Origin of the sequence: Streptomyces caelestis (genome assembly GCF_001279005.1) — a bacterium.
GTDB lineage: Bacteria > Actinomycetota > Actinomycetes > Streptomycetales > Streptomycetaceae > Streptomyces > Streptomyces heliomycini.
In genome coordinates this window covers 1-18,606 of record NZ_LGCN01000074.1, presented here as the reverse complement: position 1 = coordinate 18,606, position 18,606 = coordinate 1, and the positions used below count along the sequence as shown (strand labels likewise).

18 protein-coding genes are annotated in these 18,606 nt (G+C 72.6%); 13 read left to right on the top strand and 5 right to left on the bottom strand.

The features are described from left to right. Window positions 1-15: 15 nt before the first annotated feature. Entirely contained in the window at window positions 16-753 is a 738-nt protein-coding gene (locus ADK41_RS06935; protein ID WP_234318782.1) for an NIPSNAP family protein, read from the bottom strand. A 5-nt stretch (window positions 754-758) separates the two neighbouring features. Beyond that, window positions 759-1,139 carry an Rrf2 family transcriptional regulator gene (locus ADK41_RS06930; RefSeq protein WP_234318781.1) on the bottom strand — a complete coding sequence of 127 codons (381 nt, stop codon included), beginning with the start codon at window positions 1,137-1,139 and terminating at the stop codon, window positions 759-761. Between the two features lie 7 nt (window positions 1,140-1,146). Here ADK41_RS06930 and ADK41_RS06925 point away from each other — a divergent pair, with 7 nt between their 5' ends. The 6 genes from ADK41_RS06925 (at window position 1,147) to ADK41_RS06900 (ending at window position 6,839) form a co-directional block, all read left to right on the top strand. Next, a complete protein-coding gene (locus ADK41_RS06925; RefSeq protein WP_234318811.1) occupies window positions 1,147-1,485 on the top strand; it encodes a DUF4240 domain-containing protein in 339 nt (112 codons plus the stop codon). Between the two features lie 518 nt (window positions 1,486-2,003). Beyond that, window positions 2,004-3,758, top strand: coding sequence for a lysyl oxidase family protein (locus tag ADK41_RS06920; RefSeq protein ID WP_030826777.1), 1,755 nt, complete (start codon window positions 2,004-2,006; stop codon window positions 3,756-3,758). A gap of 246 nt (window positions 3,759-4,004) precedes the next feature. Next, window positions 4,005-4,865 carry a glycoside hydrolase family 16 protein gene (locus tag ADK41_RS06915; protein WP_030826774.1) on the top strand — a complete coding sequence of 287 codons (861 nt, stop codon included), beginning with the start codon at window positions 4,005-4,007 and terminating at the stop codon, window positions 4,863-4,865. Window positions 4,866-5,118: 253 nt separating this feature from the next. Next, the gene (locus ADK41_RS06910; protein WP_030826772.1) at window positions 5,119-5,634 is read left to right on the top strand and encodes a GNAT family N-acetyltransferase; all 516 of its coding nucleotides are present in this window, start codon (window positions 5,119-5,121) and stop codon (window positions 5,632-5,634) included. 253 nt (window positions 5,635-5,887) lie between these two features. Continuing rightward, window positions 5,888-6,316: a hypothetical protein gene (locus ADK41_RS06905; protein WP_051843169.1), complete on the top strand. Its 429-nt coding sequence runs from the start codon at window positions 5,888-5,890 to the stop codon at window positions 6,314-6,316. Window positions 6,317-6,629: 313 nt separating this feature from the next. Continuing rightward, entirely contained in the window at window positions 6,630-6,839 is a 210-nt protein-coding gene (locus ADK41_RS06900; RefSeq protein WP_030826767.1) for a hypothetical protein, read from the top strand. Between the two features lie 89 nt (window positions 6,840-6,928). On the opposite strand, the gene ADK41_RS06895 is transcribed toward ADK41_RS06900, so the two are convergent. After that, on the bottom strand, window positions 6,929-9,958 hold the full coding sequence (locus ADK41_RS06895; protein WP_030826760.1) for an AfsR/SARP family transcriptional regulator: 3,030 nt from the start codon (window positions 9,956-9,958) through the stop codon (window positions 6,929-6,931). A gap of 181 nt (window positions 9,959-10,139) precedes the next feature. Here ADK41_RS06895 and ADK41_RS06890 point away from each other — a divergent pair, with 181 nt between their 5' ends. Beyond that, window positions 10,140-11,504, top strand: coding sequence for a helix-turn-helix domain-containing protein (locus ADK41_RS06890; protein ID WP_051843168.1), 1,365 nt, complete (start codon window positions 10,140-10,142; stop codon window positions 11,502-11,504). 142 nt (window positions 11,505-11,646) lie between these two features. Continuing rightward, window positions 11,647-12,573, top strand: coding sequence for an ornithine carbamoyltransferase (locus ADK41_RS06885; RefSeq protein ID WP_030826751.1), 927 nt, complete (start codon window positions 11,647-11,649; stop codon window positions 12,571-12,573). An 87-nt stretch (window positions 12,574-12,660) separates the two neighbouring features. Here the strand turns inward: ADK41_RS06885 and ADK41_RS06880 are convergent, their stop codons facing one another. Continuing rightward, complete coding sequence (locus ADK41_RS06880; protein ID WP_030826748.1) at window positions 12,661-12,873, bottom strand: MbtH family protein; 213 nt, start codon at window positions 12,871-12,873, stop codon at window positions 12,661-12,663. A gap of 173 nt (window positions 12,874-13,046) precedes the next feature. Then, a complete protein-coding gene (locus tag ADK41_RS06875) occupies window positions 13,047-13,328 on the bottom strand; it encodes a hypothetical protein (RefSeq protein ID WP_030826745.1) in 282 nt (93 codons plus the stop codon). 437 nt (window positions 13,329-13,765) lie between these two features. Between ADK41_RS06875 and ADK41_RS06870 the strand changes: the two genes are divergently transcribed. The 5 genes from ADK41_RS06870 to ADK41_RS06850 all read left to right on the top strand — a co-directional run. Beyond that, a complete protein-coding gene (locus ADK41_RS06870; RefSeq protein ID WP_234318779.1) occupies window positions 13,766-14,161 on the top strand; it encodes a cobalamin B12-binding domain-containing protein in 396 nt (131 codons plus the stop codon). Then, window positions 14,158-15,483 carry a methylaspartate mutase gene (locus ADK41_RS06865; RefSeq protein WP_051843167.1) on the top strand — a complete coding sequence of 442 codons (1,326 nt, stop codon included), beginning with the start codon at window positions 14,158-14,160 and terminating at the stop codon, window positions 15,481-15,483. Before ADK41_RS06870 ends, ADK41_RS06865 begins: the two co-directional genes overlap by 4 nt. Window positions 15,484-15,485: 2 nt before the next feature. Continuing rightward, window positions 15,486-16,502, top strand: a complete 1,017-nt coding sequence (locus ADK41_RS06860) for an asparagine synthetase A (RefSeq protein ID WP_030826737.1) — start codon at window positions 15,486-15,488, stop codon at window positions 16,500-16,502. Beyond that, window positions 16,499-17,782, top strand: coding sequence for a glutamate synthase-related protein (locus tag ADK41_RS06855; protein ID WP_030826733.1), 1,284 nt, complete (start codon window positions 16,499-16,501; stop codon window positions 17,780-17,782). Before ADK41_RS06860 ends, ADK41_RS06855 begins: the two co-directional genes overlap by 4 nt. A gap of 125 nt (window positions 17,783-17,907) precedes the next feature. Further along, a partial coding sequence (locus ADK41_RS06850) for an AMP-binding protein (protein WP_159043944.1) occupies window positions 17,908-18,606 on the top strand: 699 nt, incomplete at its 3' end.

Genomic DNA, 18,606 nt, shown 5'->3' with positions numbered 1-18,606 from the left:
CTTGCTCCCTGGGACTCATCGCAGTATCGACCGCTCGGTGGGTACCAGCCGTAGCCGTTGCGGGGCCTTGGCCCAACGTTTCGAAAGGGCGGGCAGGATCTCCTCGCGCCAGCGTTCTGAGCGCTGCAGGCGATTCAGATGGTGGTCGACGTGGGCTTCGTCGGTGAAACGTGCGAACCATACGAAGACCTCCTCGTCCACCCGTACCGGCAGCGCCGGGAAGCTGTTCGGGGCGTGCTCCGACTGCAGGTACGCCACCGGCTCGCCGCCGGTCTCGGCCAGTACGGGTCGTACGCACTGCTGGAAGAACTCGGCGAACGCCGTGTCGAACGGGACGTGGCCGTACCAGATCGTGGCGAGGACGAGCGACGGTGGCCACGGCGCCGGCTCGCCGGGGGCCGGCCGGGCGCCGACCGGCGCCGGGAAGCCCCCGCGCGCCGAGGCCGGCCGCAGCAGCAGCACGTCGTCGGAGTCGGCCATCGTCGCGTTCGCCTCGTCGCGGTGTGCCTGCCAGACCGGCCCGCCGTAGAAGCTCTCCAGGGCCTCGGCGCGGCGCGGCATGTCCTCGAAGCCGCGGAGCCAGACGAACCGGTCGGGGTCGTCCAGGTCACGGAACTGCCCCAGGACGGTCGCGCCCACCGCCTCCTGGGACTCGACGAACTCGCGGTCGAACAGGCCGATCAGTGCGTCTCGCTGTCCGGGGTGCAGCGTGTACTGCCGCAGTTCGACGACTGGACACCGCAGGACTCTCACCGGTCTCACTCCTCGTTCAGTTGTTGCGACTTTTTTGTCACGACAAGCGGTGCGGTGGCTGCCCGCCACCGGCCTGCCGGCTGGTTCACCAGCGTCTCGCGAAGCACATCGGCGATCGACGTGTTCGCCGGCTCCTGCCGCATGACCCGCTCGACCCGGTCGTAGACCCCGCTCAGGGCGGGCCGGATGCCTCGACCGACCGGACACTCCGGATGGGGATCGGTGTGGTGCAGGCCGAACGTCGGCTGGGCGTCCACGGCGTCATACACCTCGAGCAGGGTGATCTTCTCGGGTTCACGGGCCGGACTCCAGCCCGCGCCGGCGCCGTGGCGGACCTCCACCAGGCCGGCTCGCCGTAGGTCACCAAGGCGGCGCCGGATGATCACGGGGTTGGTGTTGACGCCGGCCGCGACCACCAGCCTTCTGCGGGCCGCTGCCCACATCGCCGACGGTGACTGCTCTGACGACGGCTTCGACCACTTCCCCGGCTGGCTGATCGCGCAGGGTCCTGAGGTCTTCGAGCGCGTGGTCGCTGATCCCGGTGCCCTCGCGGGACAGCCCGTCGTTCGAGTCTCCGTGGCCGACGGCGCCGACCTGGAGGGTGAGGACGTGCTGGTCATCGCCTGGAACGCACCTACCACGGCGACTGCTCCACAGGGCTGCTCACCGATCGCGAGCCTGATCGACGAAAGCCGACTTCGCGGGGAGGGCCCCCTCGGCATCGGCCCATGACGCTGGGGAGTCCCCTGTGATCACGCAAGGCGTACAGGCCACAGGCCGCCGCAGCGCCTGCGGAGGCGCGACGATCTGTGATGCCGGTCGGTTTTCCGGTCGTGACACGCTCTGCCGGGGCACCGAGGGCGGGACTCCGGCGGCGCGTCCCGCACTCCCTCCACCAGGACGGTGAAGGCCGGATCGCCGGACGTGCCGACGCGCACCGGGAGGGTGTGGGCAGGTTCGACCATGCCGGCCCCTCGGCCCGGGGCATCGAGCCGCTTCTATCAGAAGGCCCGCCGCCGGGGAAGCCGTACCCGAAACTTCGGCCTGATGCCGTCCGCGATGCGGCGATCCGGTCAACACCCCACGATTTTCCACCGCCTGACAACCGGGCATCCGGTCCACCCCTCTTACGGCGCGGGCACGACGAGTGCCCGTCACCCCGCCCGCGCGGCGGCTTTCCCGGCTCGGCCGACAAGCCGGGCCGCCGACCGCCCGCTTCCTTTCCACCGCATCCGAAGGACGAGGGACCGATGACCAGAACGCGCACCATCCGGCTGCGGCGCCCGCTGCTCGCCGGCACCACGGCCGTCGCCGCCATGGCCGTGACGGCGGGGCTGGTGGCCGCCACCGCGGAGCCGGCGAAAGCGGCGACCGGACCCAGGCTGAGCCTCATCGCCGCGACCACCTCGATCACGCTCACCTCCTGGAAGGAAGACCCGGGCGTCTACCTCGACCTCGGCACCTACCTCACCGCCGAGAAGACGCCACTGGAGCTGAAGGTGACCCGGAAGTCCTACAAGGACCCGGTGACCATCACCCAGACCGTGTACGAAGGCGGCAAGGCCAAGGCCAAGGTCCTGCCCAAGGGCACAGTGCGGGACTTCTCCGGACTGCGGGGCTTCGCGGAGATCACGATCACGGACAAGGCGGGCAGGAAGGTCCTCACCCGGAGCGAGGACTTCTGCCCGAACAACGCCAGCGGCCGGGTGCGGCCCGACGCGCCCGCCACCTCGAAGTATCCGGAGAGCTGCTCCACCAACCCGTTCACCCTCGGTTCGGTATGGGGCGTCGAGAAGGGCTGGGCGGCCAACACCTACGCGGGTTCCTACACCGATCCGGTCGCGCTGGCGGCCGGCACCTACACCGCCAGGATCGGGGTCGCCAAGAAGTACCGTGACCTGTTCGGCATCGCCGACAAGCCGGCCACGGTCAAGGTGACCGTGCAGGAGCGGAGCTACGAGGACGAGCGGGACGCCGCCGGGTCGGCGGCCCGGTCCTCCGCCTCGGACGAGCACGCCGGTCACGGAGCCGCCCACCGGGCGCCGGCCGCGCACACGGGCCACGGGCCGGGACACACCCCGACACCCGCCCAGGCCGCCGCGCCGGTCACGAGCGGCGCGGGCCCCTCGTACAACGTGGGCCACGGGCCGCTGAAGGCGGCACCACCCGCTCTGCCGTGGGCGCTGAAGAAGCAGCAGGCCGCACGCTCGACGCGAGTGGGCGACACGGACGGCCGGACCGACGGCTCGCGCAAGGCGCCGGCGCTGCAGCCGCTGTCGAAGCGGCCCGCCGGCAAGGCCTCCGTCCCGGCCGTCCCCAAGCCCGACCTGCGCTCGCTGCCGGCCTACGGCATCGTCGTCAGCGACGGCGCGAAGGACATCCCCGGCAAGGACTACCTGGCTTTCAGCGCCAACGTGTGGAACGCCGGTCCGGCGCAGCTGGTGGTGGACGGCTTCCGGTCGCCCGGCAAGCCCAAGATGGACGCCTACCAGTACTTCTACGACGCCAAGGGCAAGCAGGTCGGCTACACCCCGACCGGCACCATGGAATGGGACCCCCGCCCGGGCCACATGCACTGGCACTTCACGGACTTCGCCAGCTACCGACTGCTGAAGGCGGACAAGAAGGAGGCCGTACGCAGCGGTAAGGAGGCCTTCTGCCTCGCGAACACCGACGCGATCGACTACACGGTGAAGAACGCCAACTGGCATCCGTTCAACACCGATCTGTCCACCGCCTGCGGTGTGGAGAACTCGATCTCCGTCCGGGAGGTGCTGGACGTCGGCTCCGGTGACACGTACTCACAGGACCTGCCCGGCCAGTCCTTCGACATCACGGACGTGCCCAACGGCACGTACTACATCCAGGTGCTGGCCAACCCGGAGAAGCGGCTGAAGGAGACCAGCCTCGACAACAACAGCGCCCTGCGGAAGATCGTGCTCGGTGGCAAGCCGGGCAAACGGACGGTGACCGTACCGGCACACGACCTGGTCAACGCGAACTGACGACACGCCAGGAAAACGCTGACGCAGGTCAGGGGGGGCGACGGCCGCGTGCGACGACCGTCGCCCCCCGCCGCGTCGTTGCAGTTCCGGTGCCCGTCCGCCGAGGGCCGGCACCCCGGCGCCGACCGGATCGCGGCCGGCCGGTCACGGCTGCGGCATCGCCCCGCCCGGCCAGGCGCACGAGGTCCTTTGTAGGGTGCGTGCCATGTGCGCTTTTCCGATGAGGGCTCGTTCAGGAGCAGTGCGGTGAACCGACGGACCGGCCTGGCGCTCGTACTGGCCCTGGGGTGCCTGCTGGGCGCCTGCGGCACGGCGCCGACGCGGGCGCACCGCCCGGCGCCGAGCGGGGAGGAGCCTTTCTGGCAGGCCGAGTTCGACGGCGCGGCGGGAACCCGCCCGTCGGACGGCTCCTGGAACACCGAGACGGGGAACCGGGAGGCCGAGGGCTGGGGCAACGACGAGTTGCAGTACTACACGGACGACGCGGCCAACTCCTCCCTCGACGGCGAAGGGCACCTCGAGATCTCGGCGCGTCCGGTTCCCTCGGGGGCCGAGTTCCCCTGTTTCACGCAGGAGTTCTGCCCTTGGACGTCGGCCCGCCTGACCACGGAGGGAAAGGTCGCGCTGACCCGCGGACGGGCGGAGATCCGGGCGAGGATGCCCACGGGCACGGGGCTGCTGCCCGCGATCTGGATGCTGGGCGACAACGGAGTCGAATGGCCCGGACAGGGTGAGATCGACATCTGCGAGGTGGTCGGCGGGGAACCGCGGACGGTGTACGGCACCGCCCATGGACCGACCTACTACAACGAGAACGGGATCGGCGAAGCCGTCACCCTGACCGACGACGTCTCGGCGGCCTTCCACACCTACGCCGTCGACAAGCAGCCGCACCGCATCACCTGGTCCGTCGACGGAAAGCCGTACTTCACCCTGACCCCCTCGAAGCTCCCCTCGCCGCGCGACTGGGTCTTCGAACAGGACATGCACCTGCTGCTCGACGTCGCCGTCGGAGGCGACTGGCCGGGCCCGCCCGACGCCTCGACACCGTCCCCCGCGACGATGACCGTCGACTACGTCCGCTTCTACGGCGAAGGCCGCGCCTGAAAGCCGGGGACCCTGCCGTGCCGGGCGGCTGGGGCGTACGGCCTTCGGTGGGCGAAGGCCCCGGCCGGCGGCCCGGAAACGAGTTGCCTCGGCCGGGGTGGAGCTACTACCGTCACGCCGACGCGACAGACGCGTGTTCTCGGGATGGGGAGGTTGATGAATATGGCCGCCGTCGGCCCTCGTCAGCATGTCCTCATCCGGCCCGCGCACCAGTAGAGCGCGGCCCGGTCGCTCCCACGACCAGGAGAGACACATGTCTTCCTCTTCTGCATCCGCCCCCACCGACGTGGTCACCGAGCGCCTCGTCCTTCGGTCCTGGACCATGAGCGAGGCCGCGGCGGTCCTCGACGGCGCCCGGTCCTCGCACTGGGCGGACGACTTTCCCGCCGACGGCGATCGCGTGGTCGCGGGCCTCCTCGGCCGGCGCCCCGAGTGGCTCGGCGTCTATGGCCACCGTCTGGTCATCGAGCGCGACAGCGGCTTGGTGGTGGGCTCCATCGGCCTGTTCTGGCCACCCGGCGAAGGCGTCCTCGAGATCGGGTACGGCATCGTGGCCTCCCGCCGCGGCCGGGGCTATGCCCCCGAAGCCACCCGGGCCCTGGCCGATTTCGCCCTCACCGCGCCTGACGTCCACACCGTGTCGGCCGGCGTGGAACTGCCGAACCCGTCCTCGGTCCGCGTGCTGGACAAGGCCGGCTTCCACCGGTGGGCCACCGAGGAGAACGTGGTCGAGTACAGGATCACGAGTCCGCACCACGACCGGCGCTGACCTCGGGGTCCTGGAGGCGATGTCCTCCAGGACCCGGCGCGATGGCTTCCTCCCGCCGCGGCCGGCGTGATCGGGGGGACAGGGCCCGGCCGGTCGGGAAGGGGCGGCGAGCTTTCGGGTTCGCCGCTTCGCGCCCTTGCCCGCGGCGAGCTGTCCGCCCGGGCCGCAGACGGTGGGCGGGAGCCGGACGGGACGTGGACGGGAACGGGAGGCTCCAGGGTGCTGGAGCAGTTCTCTCCAGGAGGAGTCTCCGATGAAACATCCCCCCGACCGGATCGACGTCGCCGTGGGGCTACGCCGCATTCTTCAGGATCTGTCCGCCGTGGAGCGCTGGGCCGAGGGCGCCGGGGCCGCGCCGCCGGCGCCGTACGCGGACGAGGAACCTTGGGACGGTCCCGAGTTCAGTGTCGAGACGGTGAGCGACAGCAGCATGCACACGGTCGTGGACATCATCCCGCGACGCGGTTTTGACCGGGTGGGGGCGGGCCGGGACCGGCCGAGCGAAGGCGAGGCGGCGGCGCTGCGCTCCACCGTGCGGGCGCTGCTGGATCTGGCGGACGTCGGGGCGGGGCGTGCCTGGACCACCGTGGTGCTGACCGGGCGCGGGCCGCGCGTGGTCAGCTGTCGGCTGGGCGCCGGCGAGACGGTGTTCGCCCGGGAGCCGGTGCCGGGACGGGACTGAAGGCCGGGGCGCAGCGGGGTGAGGCGGCCGGGGGCGGAAGAGCGGAACCGGATACCGGATACCGCAGCCGGGTGCCGGACCACGCCCCCGGGGACCGGTTCCGTGCCGCTCGCAGCCCTGGAACGGGACCGGCCGAGCATGTTCCGTCCGGTTGTGACACCCGCTCCCGCCTGCCGATACCGCCTGCCTCCTCCACTCGGGGCGGGAGGCGGTATCGGCGGGGGAACGGTCCGGGAACGGGTCCCGGGAGAGTTCGTGGTGTCGGGAAGAGGAACCGGGAAAAACCGGGGACACCACATAAAGGGGATATGTCATGGGACGCAAGTCGACCGGTCTCGTCGGAATCGTCGCCGCTGTCCTCGCCCTCGGCCTGGGAGCCACGATCGAGACGGGGCACCCGCAGGGCCGCTCGGCCGGTGCGCGGGTCGTCGCCGACGACCGCGGCCCCACGGTGGTCGGCACCCACGGTTCCCCCGCCGCGACGTCCGCCGACGACCGCGGCCCGACTGTCGTCGCCGCCTGAAGCCCGCCGCGCACGACCGCGCCCCGCCCTCCGGTCCAGGAAGACCGGAGGGCGGGGCGCGGTCGTGCGAGCGTGGTGACGGGACCGGGTCAGCGGCGTCGGCCCGCCGGCACCCCCATCGTGGTGAACATCTCCTCCGCGGACCGTTCGTGCCGTGCCGCCTCCTCGGTCCGGCCGAGCGCCGTCTGTGCCCGGGCGATGCCGGACAGCGCGTAGGCCATCTCGATCCGGAAGTCCAGCGAGCCCGCCACCTCGTGTGCCCGCTGGTGCAGGGACAGGGCGGGCGCGGCGTCGCCCCGTCGGCACAGATAGCGGCCGACCGTGTTCTCGACCTTGACGCGGCGCAACGGAGAAACGTTTGAGCCGACGATGTCCAGCGCGTGGTCCCCGTACTCGACGGCCTGCCCGGTACGGCCCAGCCGATGGCAGACCTCCGCCGAGAGCGCGAGGGCCAGCGCCACCTGGCCGGGGTCGCGGTTCTCCTCGCACAGGTCGCGCGCCTGCTCCAGACTGTCCTCGGCCTCCTCGTCGTCCCCGAGGCAGGCCTGCGCGAACGCCAGGTCGGTGAGCGCGACCAGCTTGTTCTCGTGCCGTCCGAGTTCGTCGCACAGCGTGATCGCCCGGCGGGCCGCCGCCGCGGCCTCCTCGTGCCGACCCCACTGCTCGTACAGCGTGCTGAGCAGCGTGAGGCTCTCCGCCTCCGCACGGCTCGCGCCCAGCTCCCGCTCGTAGCCGATCGACTTCTCCAGGTGCGACAGCGCCTGCAGGAAGTGCCCGAGCAGACTGTTGAGCTGCCCCAGCGTGCTCTCGCTGTGGGCCAGGGTCTGGAGATCACCGAGCTGCTCGGCGACGTCCCGGCCTTCGGTGGCGATCTCGACGGCCTCGGTGAACCGTCCGAGCTTCCAACAGGCGACGCCCAGATTGGACAGGCTGACACCGAGGAGCGGCAGCTCGCCGAGCCGTCTCGCGGCGGACACCGCCTCCAGGCCCATCGAGCGGAACTCCTCCAGCTGACCGCGGGCACTGAGCTGGAAGGCCAGATTGCGGGTCAGCAGCACGGTGTGCCGGTCGCACCCGAGCCGCTGGGCCACGCCCACCATTCCCAACAGCGCCCCCTGTTCCCGCGCGAACCAGCGCTCCGCCTGTCCACGCTCGGCGAACTGCGGCGCCCCCACCGGTGTCCCTTCGCCACCGGTGGGGATCCGGCGGCGCCCCGGGAACATCAGCTGGCACGCCGATTCCGTCGCCGTCAGGTAGTAGTCGAGCAGCCGGTGCACCGACGCGTCGTCGTCCCCTTCCGTCGCCTGCGACCGCAGGCTGTGCGCGAAGCTGCGCACCAGGTCGTGGAAGGTGTAGAGACCGATCTCCGGTTGCTGCATCAGGTGTACGTCCAGCAGGAGTTCGAGAAGGTCCTCGGCGTCGCGGGGGTCCGTGCCGAGCAGCGCGGCGGCGGCGTGCACGTCGATGTCGCCGCGCGGATGCAGCGCCAGGATGCGGAACGCGGTCCGGCACTCCTGGTCCAGGGCCTGGTAGGACAGGCGCAGGGTCGCGGCGACACTGCGCTGCCCCGAACTCAGCTCGTCGAGCCGACGGGCCTCGTCGCGCAGCCGGTCGGCCAGGTAACGCAAGGTCCAGCGGGGGCGGTTGCGCAGCCGGGCCGTGGCGATGCGCAGCGCCAGCGGCAGGTGGCCGCACAGCCGGGCCAGCTCGGCGGCGGCCTCCGGCTCGGCCGCGTACCGCTGCTCTCCCAGGGTCTCCGCGACGAGTCCCGCGCACTCCTGGGGCGACATCACGTCGACCGAGATCCACTGCGCCGAATCCAGGTCCACCAGCCGTGCCCGGCTGGTGACCAGCACCAGGCAGCCCGGCGCGGTCGGCATCAGCGGCCGTACGCCGTCCGCGTCGGCGGCGTTGTCCAGCAGGAGCAGCAGCCGCCGGCCCGTGATCGTCGCCCGCCACAGCGCCGTACGGCCCGCGAGGTCCTCCGGGATGCGCTCGCCCGGCATCCCCAGCGCGCGCAGCAGACTGTCGAGCGCCCCGCCGGGGGTGACCGGCTCCTCACCGGGGGTGTAACCGCGCAGGTCGATGTAGAGCTGGCCGTCGGGGAAGTCGGCCGCCAGGCTGTGCGCCGCGTGGACGGCGAGCGAGGTCTTGCCGCTGCCGCCCATGCCGTCCAGGGCCACGATCGGCGAGTGACGCGCGTAGTCCCGCCCGGCGCAGCCCAGCAGCTCGGCCAGTTCGCGTTCGCGGCCGGTGAAGTCCGCCAGGTCGTACGGCAGAGTGCAGGGGGCGTCCGCGGGTGCGGTCGGTACCGGGGCGGACATGGGCACGGGCACCGGCGGGGGAGTGGGCGCGGCCAGCTCCGGGCTCTCGCGCAGGATCCCCTCGTACACCCTGGCCAGGCCGGGGCCCGGGTCGACGCCCAGTTCCTCCACGAGGAGTTCGCGGACCCGGCCGTACTCCTCCAGGGCCTCCGCCTGCCGGCCCGCGCGGTACAGCGCCAGCATCAACTGGGCGCGCAGGGTCTCGCGAAGGGGATGGCTCTGCACGAAGGCCCGCAGGTCCACCACGAGTTCGCTGCTCTCGCCGAAGCCGAGCCGCAGCTCGAAGAGGTACTCGGCGGCGGCGAGCCGTTGCTCCTCGAACGTGGTGGCCGCCGCTTCGATCACGGGTCCGCCGGCCCCGGACAGGATCGGGCCGCGCCACAGGCCGAGCGCCCGGTGCAGCGCCTCGACCGCCTCGTCCGGCCGGCCCTGGCCCGCCGCCTTCCTGGCCGTCCGGACCAGCAGCCCGAACTGGGTCAGGTCGAGCTGCTCCTGACCGAGTACCACACGGTAACCGGGGCCGTCGGTGACGATGACCTCGTCGCCCGCCGGAATGCGCCGTCGCAGAGTGGCCACGGCCTTGCGCACCTGGTGCGAGGCGGTGGCGGGCGGGTTCTCCGCCCACGCGGACTCCACGAGACGGTCGATCGGCAGCACCCGGCCGGTCTCCAGCAACAGGGTGCCCAGTACACGTTCCTGGATGAGTCCGCTCAGCCGGAGCCGGGAGCCCTCCGCCCAGCCCTCCAGCGGACCGAGCACGTTGAAGCGCAGTGAACCTAACTCGGCATCGCTCATGTCGATGCGCCTCCCCCAGGTCACGAATCCCCGTCCGCGCCCGGATCATAGCCCGTTCCCCCGGTTCCGGTAACGAGGCGGTACGCGTTCGGTAAGCACCGCAGCCACCTTCGAGTCACCAGGCGGTACCGGAGACAGGCCCTCGCCGACGGGCCCCACACGCAAGTCGAGGAGAGTGGTCATGACGGAGCAGGCAGCGACGGACGGACTCGCGAAACAGCTGCGGGCGGCACGCCGGTGGGCGGGAATCACCCAGGAACAGCTCGCCGGCCTGTCGACCGTCAGCGTGCGGGCCATCCGTGACCTGGAGCAGGGGCGGGTGCGGCACCCGCGCCGGGAGACGCTCCGGCTGCTCGCCGACGCCATGCGGCTGGGTGACGCCCGGCGCGCGGCCCTCGAGCTCGCCGTCGAGGGCGCTCCCGCCGACACCGTGATGCGCGAGGCGTTCGGCACCGAACTGGCTCCGTCGCCCGAACCGCTGCGCCGCATGGTCGGCCGGACCGAGGAACTGCGGGCCCTGACCGGACTGCTCGCCACCGAGCACGAGCGGCTGCTGACCGTGGTCGGTGTCGCGGGCGTGGGCAAGACCCGGCTCGCCCAGGAGGCCGCGCTGCTGCTGCACACCCGCGACCGGATGCCCGTCCTCTGGGTCGACATGAGTACGCCGGCGCCGACGTCCGGCACCGCCCGCAGCCCGCGCGCCGCGCTGACCGGCTGGGCCCGCTCCGTCGCCGCCGGCGGGCCGGGGCTGGACGAACTGGCCTCGGTCGTCCGCGATCGCGCCGCCCTCCTGGTCCTCGACGGCCACGACGCCGTACCGCGCCCGGTCCCGCAGCTCCTGGAGCTGCTGCACGGCTGCGAGCGCCTCAAGGTGCTGATCACCGCCCGGGAACCGCACCGCACCCCGGGCAACCGGCTGCTGCCGCTCGGCCCGCTGCCGCTGCCCGCCCCGGAGCCGTCGGCCGGCGCGGCCGCACCGCTGCCGGGAGCCTCCCTCGCGGCCGGCGAGCCCGCGGTGGAACTGATGCTGTCCTACGTCGGCCACATGCGTCCCGACCTGCTGCCCACGGACTCCGTCGTGCGCACGGTGGCCCGGGTCTGCCAGGCCCTGGACGGGGTTCCGCGGGCGATGGAGTCCGCCGCGTCCTGGCTGCTGCTGCACTCGCTGGAGGAGCTGCTGCGGATCGCCCGGTCCAACCCGCTCGAACTCGTGGACGACACGACCCTCTCCGACGTGAACGGAGAAGGGCTGAAGGCACTGCTCGCCGCGGCGGTGGACCGGCTGGACGACACGCAGGCCACCCTCCTCGGCGGCCTGGGCGCGCTGGCCGACGGCTGGACCGCCGAGCAGGCCTCCGCCGCGCTGGCCGTCCCCGCCACGACCATGGCGCGCGAGGTGCACGCGCTGGTGCTGCGGGGGCTGGTCCGCCGGCTGCCGGCCGCGGGGGAGGGCGCCAGCCGGTTCGGCGTCCTCAACCTGGTCCGGGGACTCGCGGCGGACCGCGCAGGGGCGGCGCCCCACCGCTTTGGAGCCCTGGTGCACTGAACCGGCCGCCCGCCCACCGGCCCGCGGTCCTCACGGGCCCCCTTCCGATCACCGGGGCGCCGCCCCGCCCACCGCCCGGACACCCGCCCTTCCCCCTCCCCTTCCCTCCCGGCATCCGTCCGTCACCGAAAGGTCTCCCGCCATGCGCAACCTGATCTCGCTCGCCGACCTCCGGCCCGAGCAGCTCACCCGTATCGTCGCCCGTGCCGTCGAGTTCGGCCGCGGGGACGTCGAGGACCGCCCACTGACCGGCCGTCAGGTGGGCGTCTACTTCCGCAAGTCCTCCACCCGGACCCGCACGTCGTTCTGGAGCGGGGCCACCCGGCTGGGCGCCGACGTCATCACCTTCGGACCGGACGAACTCCAGCTGACCACCGGCGAGACGGTGGAGGACACCAGCCGCGTCCTCGGCCAGTACCTGGACGCGCTCGTCGTCCGCACCAACGGCGACGTCGAGGAGATACGCCGGCTCGGCACCAGCCCCGACCTCGCCGTGGTCAACGCGCTCAGCCTGGACGAGCACCCCACCCAGGCCGTCGCCGACCTGACCACGCTCACCGAGCACTTCGGGAGTCTCGCCGGGCGGCACCTGCTCGTCGTCGGCGAGGGCAACAGCTCCGGAGCCGCCCTCGCGCTGGCCGGCGCGCTCGTCCCCGAGCTGCGGATCACCCTGCTGTGCCCCGAGGGCTACGAGGTGCCCAAGAGCACCCTCGACCTGGTCGACGAGCTGAGCGGCGGCCGCCACCAGGTCGGCCGGATCACCGATCCGGCCGCGGTCGAGGGCCCGGTGGACGCGATCTACACCAGCCGCTGGCAGACCATGGGCGTGCCCAAGGCCGACCCGAACTGGCTGGCCGCGTTCGAGGGGTTCCGTGTCGACCGGGACTTCTTCGACCGCCACAGCGGCCCGCACACCGTGTTCCTGCACGACCTGCCCGCCGTACGCGGTCAGGAGGTCACCGACGAGATCCTGGACGGCGGACGCAGCCTCGCCTGGCGGCAGGCCCACCACAAGATGACGGCCGCGATGGCGGTCCTGGAGTGGTGCGTGGTGGGCCTGCGGGACTGAGGGCGTCCAACGGGCCGCACACCGGGGCGGCGTCGGTACGGCTCACGCGGAGCCCTGCCGACGCCGCCCCGGTGCGGGCCGGACGACTCAGCCGCCCATCGCGGCCACCACCGAACGCGGTCGCAGGTCCGTCCAGTGGGTCTCGATGTACTCGGTGCACTCCTGCTTGCTGCCCTCCTCGCGCACCTGCCGCCAGCCGTCCGGGCGCCGGATGCGGGCGGGCCACAGCGAGTGCTGGCCCTCGTCGTTGACCAGGACGACGAAACGGCCGTCGGCGTCGTCGAACGGGTTGGTTGCCATGGAAGTCACCTCTGTAGGTCCGTGGAACGGGTCGGTACAGGGAGGTCGCCACCGCACCGCTTCCTCGACGCTAGGCGTCCCACCCCGTGAGACCGGGCAGTGCGGGCGGCAGTTGGGCGGCATACCGGCGCCGGATCGGCCGGAGCTCCGGCCCGAAGAGGCCGCCGGGACGGTCAGACCGTCACGCCCGCGGCCTGGCGGGCGCGCGTGACGGCGACCCCGGCGGCGACGACGGCGGCCCGCACCGCGCCGAGCGCCTCGCGCAGCAGCTCCGTGCGCAGCTGGGGCTGGTCGGCCAGCTCGGGCCGGTCGGCGTCGAGCAGTTGCACCGCCGCTTCCAGCACCGCGAACTTCGCCTCGCCCACCGGCTCACGACGATCGGCCTGGCACATGGCCTCGCGCAGCGCCGCGGCCAGCATGTCGTCCGGGGCGGCGACAGGGGAGATCTGGGACATGGGTCTGCTCCTTCGCAAGGTACGGAATGACGCCGGCCACCCGCGCGTGCGCATTCTCCGACGTCGATTTCGCTCGCACCCGCGCTGCGCGGGCGTGCGCCGGAATGGCGCGGCGACCGCGTTTCCCACGCGTCCTTCACGCCGGCGCGGCGCCGGGAACCGACTGTACGCCGGGCCGGGAACACCGCATCGGCCGGCAGCGGCAACTGCCGCCCGGCTGCCGCCCGGGACGCCGGTGAGCCGCGTACCGCGTTCCTACGATCGACGGCGGAGGGAAGTCCCGGGCCATCCAGGACCTCCTTCTCCCCTTGACATCCCATGATGTGGACGAAGTGATGACGCAGCCTGCGGAATTGGCGCCCCGAGATCCATCCGGGCCGCTGGACGTCGTGGTCACCGGACTGTCGTCCGATGCACACACCTGGAATCTCGTGTTCATGCAATTGCTGCTCGAAGACCTCGGACACCACGTCGTCAATCTGGGGCCGTGCATCTCGCAGGACGAGATCGTCGAGTCGTGCTGCAAGTACCAGCCCGACCTGCTCGTGGTGAGCAGCGTGAACGGCCACGGGTTCCACGACGCCGAGCACCTCGTCCGGGCGCTCCGGGCACGCTGGGAACTGGCCGGGCTCCCGGCCGTCGTCGGCGGCAAGCTCGGTGTGCGGGGCGCCGAGGGGCAGGACGGGCACCGGCGGCGGCTGCTGGCCGCGGGGTTCGACGCGGTCTTCCACGACGAGCAGGGCCTGGGGCCCTTCGAGGCGTTCGTCACCGCGCTGGCGACGGACCGGACCCCGCCGGCGCCGGCCGGACCCCGGGAAGGAGCGGCACGGTGACGTCGTTCGGACGGTTCGTGGCCGCCGCCCGCGCCCGGGGCGCCCTCGTGGTGCAGCCCCGCATGGGCTTCTCCGGGCCCGCCCGCATGCGGGCGGGACTGCTCGCCACCAAGCACGCGGCGGACGCGGTCGCCGGCACCCTCACCATCGACAGCTACACACGCGTCGGCGACGAACCGGCCGTCGTACGGGCCCTCAACGCGGACGTCCCGCTCAACGGCTACCCCATCACCTCCTACAGCCCGCACACCTCCCACTGGGTCCTGGACGGCATCCCCGGTCCCGCCTTCCCCGTCCAGGTCCGGCACGGCTCGGCACGCCCGCAGCGGATCGTCGCCGCGCTCGCCCGGCTGGGCCTGACCGCCACCGAGGGCGGCCCGGTCTCGTACTGCCTGCCCTACGGCCGCACCCCGCTGGTCGACTCGGTGCGCAACTGGCAGGAGGCCTGCGAACAGTTGGCCGCGCTCCGTGCCGAGGGCGCCGAACCGCACCTGGAGAGCTTCGGCGGCTGTATGCTCGGCCAACTGTGCCCGCCCGGACTGCTGGTGGCGATCAGCGCCCTGGAAGGGGTCTTCTTCCACCGGGCCGGACTGCGCTCCGTCTCCCTCAGCTACACCCAGCAGACCAGCCCCGAGCAGGACCGGCAGGCGGTCCGCGCCCTGCGCCGTCTCGCGGCCGAACTCCTCCCCGACACCGACTGGCACGTCGTCGTCTACACCTACATGGGGGTCTACCCCCGTTCCCCGCACGGCGCCCGCGCCCTGTTGGAGCGCTCCGCCGAGCTGGCCGTCCGCGCCGGCGCCGACCGGCTCATCGTGAAGACCTCCGCCGAGGCACACCGCATCCCGACCGTCGCCGAGAACGTGGCGGCCCTGCGTGTCGCCGCCCGGGCCGCCGCCCGTGCCGCGGCGACCGCACCCGGCTCCCCGGCCGACGCCCTCGACACGGCCGACAACCCCGTCTACGCCGAGGCCCGCGCCCTCGTGGACGCCGTACTCGACCTGGACGCCGACCCCGGCAGCGCGCTGCTCAAGGCGTTCGAGCGCGGCTACCTGGACGTCCCCTTCTGCCTGCACCCCGACAACGCCGGCCGCACCCGCAGCCACATCGACGGCGCCGGTCGGCTCACCTGGTCGGACATCGGGGCCCTGCCCATCGGCCGGGTCGCCGGACAGCGCGGCGCCCGGCTCACCGCCGCCGGCCTGCACGACGCCCTGACCTACGTACAGCGCCGGTACGACCGGACCCCCGGTCCCCGCTCCGCTCCCGGCCCGCAGCGCGCGGCCGCCGTCGAGCGCACCCACGACCTCCTGGAGGCATGACCATGACCGTGACCACCCCCGAGGCCGTGGACGAGGCGCTGACGCCGTTCCCGTCCTCGCCCGACACCCACCTCACCGACCCTCGCACCCGGGCCACCCTGCGCGTGCAGAGCCGCATGCTCGCCGCCACCCGTGCCTTCCTGACCGCACACGGTTTCCAGGAACTGCTGCCGCCCCTCATCGGCCCGGTCACCGATCCCGGCATCCGCGGCTCCAAGCAGGTGGACGTCGACTTCTACGGCCACAAGTACAAGCTGATGACGAGCGCCATCCTCTACAAGCAGGCCTCGCTGCTCGCTTTCGACAAGATCTTCTACATCGCGCCCAACGTCCGCCTGGAGCCCGTCGAGACGGCCGTGACCCACCGCCACCTCGCCGAGTTCCACCAGATCGACGTGGAGATGCGCGACGCCCGCCGCGAGGACGCGATGCGCCTCGCCGAGCAGCTCGTCACCCACGTCGTCACCGACGTCGTCGCCTCGATGCCCGCCGAACTGGACGTGCTCGGCCGTGACACCGACACCCTGCGCCAGGCCGTCGCCGACACCTTCGGCCGCGTCGGGCACGCCCGCGCCACCGCCGACCTGATCGCCGCCGGGCACCCGCAGGACCCCGCCGCCGAGATCGACTGGCAGGGCGAGGAGATCGTCTCCGCCGACGCCGACCGCCCCTTCTTCATCACCGACTACCCCAAGGGATCGCGCGGCTTCTACGACAAGGAGGACCCCCGACGGCCCGGCGTGCTGCGCAACTTCGACCTCATCGCACCCGAGGGCTACGGTGAACTCGCCAGCGGCAGCGAGCGCGAGCACGACTACGCCACCCTCGTCACCCGCATGCGCGAGACCGGCGAGAACCCGGCCAAGTACGGCTGGTACCTGGACCTGGCCCGCCGCGGCATCCCCGCCGGCTCCGGCTTCGGCATCGGCCTGGAGCGCTTCACCCGGTACGTCACCGGACGGCAGGCCGTCTGGCAGGCCAGCGCCTACCCGAAGCTCCCCGGGGTGGTGTCGGCGTGAGCACCGCACTCGTCGCGAACGGCTTCCCCGAGGAAGAGGTCCGCTCCCGCGCCCGGCTCGGCGCCGCCGCTGTCTTCCCCGCCGAGTCCGGCTACGGCAACGGACTGCTCGGCGCCGGCCCGGCACCGTACGCGCCCGACCGGGACGACGACTTGGAGCGCATCAGGATCGTCCCGCCGGTCTTCATGCCCGAGCGCCTGAAGAAGCTCATCGACCTCGGCCGCGAGCCCCTGTACAGCGATGTCGAACTCGAAACGGTCATCGGTGGTTTCACCAGCCGACTGCCGTTGTACGTCTCCGCGTTCGGCTCCACCCAGGTCGCCAGCCACCACCTCGGCGAGGCCGTCGGCCGGCAGGCCGCCCGGCTCGGCGTCCCCCTGGTCATCGGCGAGAACGTGGTCCCCGTCAACGGCTATCGCGACGCCGACGGCGCCGGGGTCACCCCGCTGCTCGGCCGGATCGCCGCCTACGCGGAGGCAGCCGACGACGAGCACGGCGGCGTCGCGCTCCAGCAGTCCACCGAGGACGCCGACGCCGAGGTGTGGAACCTCGTCTACAGCGACCCCGTCAGCGAGCCCCTGCTCGCCACCGGCCGGCTCGCCTTCGAGCTGAAGGTCGGCCAGGGCGCCAAGCCCGGCCTCGGCGGCCTCACCGTCCTCGACCGCGACACCGCCGGCCGTGTCGCCGAACAGTACGCCACCGACGAGGTGTTCGGCGCCGACAGCGACAGGGTGCTGCGGGCCAGTAGCCCCGGCACCTTCACCGAGGAGATCCTGCGCCAGCAGGTCCGGCTCATGCGCAACAACTTTCCCCGAGTCAAGGTATGGGTGAAGCTGCACCCCGGCCGGGACGTCGCCCTCGCCGCGGCCACCGCCTGGGCGGCCGGCGCCGACGCCGTCACCGTCGACGGCGCCGAGGGCGGCACCGCATGGGCGCCCACCGGCTTTCTCTCCCACGTCGGACTGCCGCTCGCCGACTGCCTGCGCCGCGTCGGCCGCAAGGACCGCTGCCTCCTCGCCAGCGGCCGCATGTGGGAGGGCACCCGGGCCGTCAAGGCCCTCGCCCTCGGCGCCCGCGCCGTCGGCCTCGGCCGCGCCGCACTCCTCGCCGTCGACGAGGACCGCGAGGCCGGCCTGCGCCGCCTCGCCGAGGCCTTCGCCCTGGAGACCCGGATGCTGACCAGCGCGGTCGGCAAGTACCACGTCAACGCCCTCGACCCGGAGGACCTGCTCCTCCCGGCCGCCTGGCGCATGTCACCGGCGACATCCGGCGCCGCCTGACCCGGCGCCGCGCCCCTGCGCCTTTTCCGCACCGCACACGCGCTTCCTCAGTCGTGGCCGCACCGGTTTCCGGCACGCCGCGAGACCCGTGCAGACCCCGAACTTTCGAGAATGGTGTTGAGAAGATGTCTCACCGGCACCCCGTCCAGGCCGCCACCCCCGTCGACCTCGACGCCTACAACGACACCGCCGTACGGCTGCCGGAGGGCGCCCTGCACGAGCTGTTCGCCGCGCAGGCCGCCCGTACCCCCGACGCGCCGGCGCTGGTGTGCGAAGGCCACGAACTGACCTACCGAGCACTGGACCGGGCCGCCGACGCCCTCGCCCGCCGGCTACGGTCCCGGGGCGTGCGCCCGGGAGACGCCGTCGGCCTCTTCCAGGACCGCTCCCTCGACTACGTCGTCACCGCCCTCGCCGTCCTCAAGACCGGCGGCTGCTACGTCCCCCTCGACCCCCGCCAGCCCGAGGAGCGGCGCGCGTTCATCCTCGCCGACACCGGCGCGGCCCTCCTCCTCACCGACCGCGACGACGAGCACGCCACGGCCTTCGCCGGCACCGTGCCCGTCCTCCGCCTCACCGACGACGTCACCGAACCCGCCGAACACGCCCCGCCCCTCGACGTACCGGTTCATCCGGATCAGTTGGCGTACGTGATGTACACCTCCGGGTCGAGCGGGACGCCGAAGGGCGTGGCCAACACGCACCGCAATGTGGTGGAGCTGGCACTGGACCCGTGGTGGGGTGCGGGGGAGCGGCACCGGCGGGTGCTGGCGTACTCGCCGCCGGCGTTCGACTCCTCCACGTACGAGCTGTGGGTGCCCCTC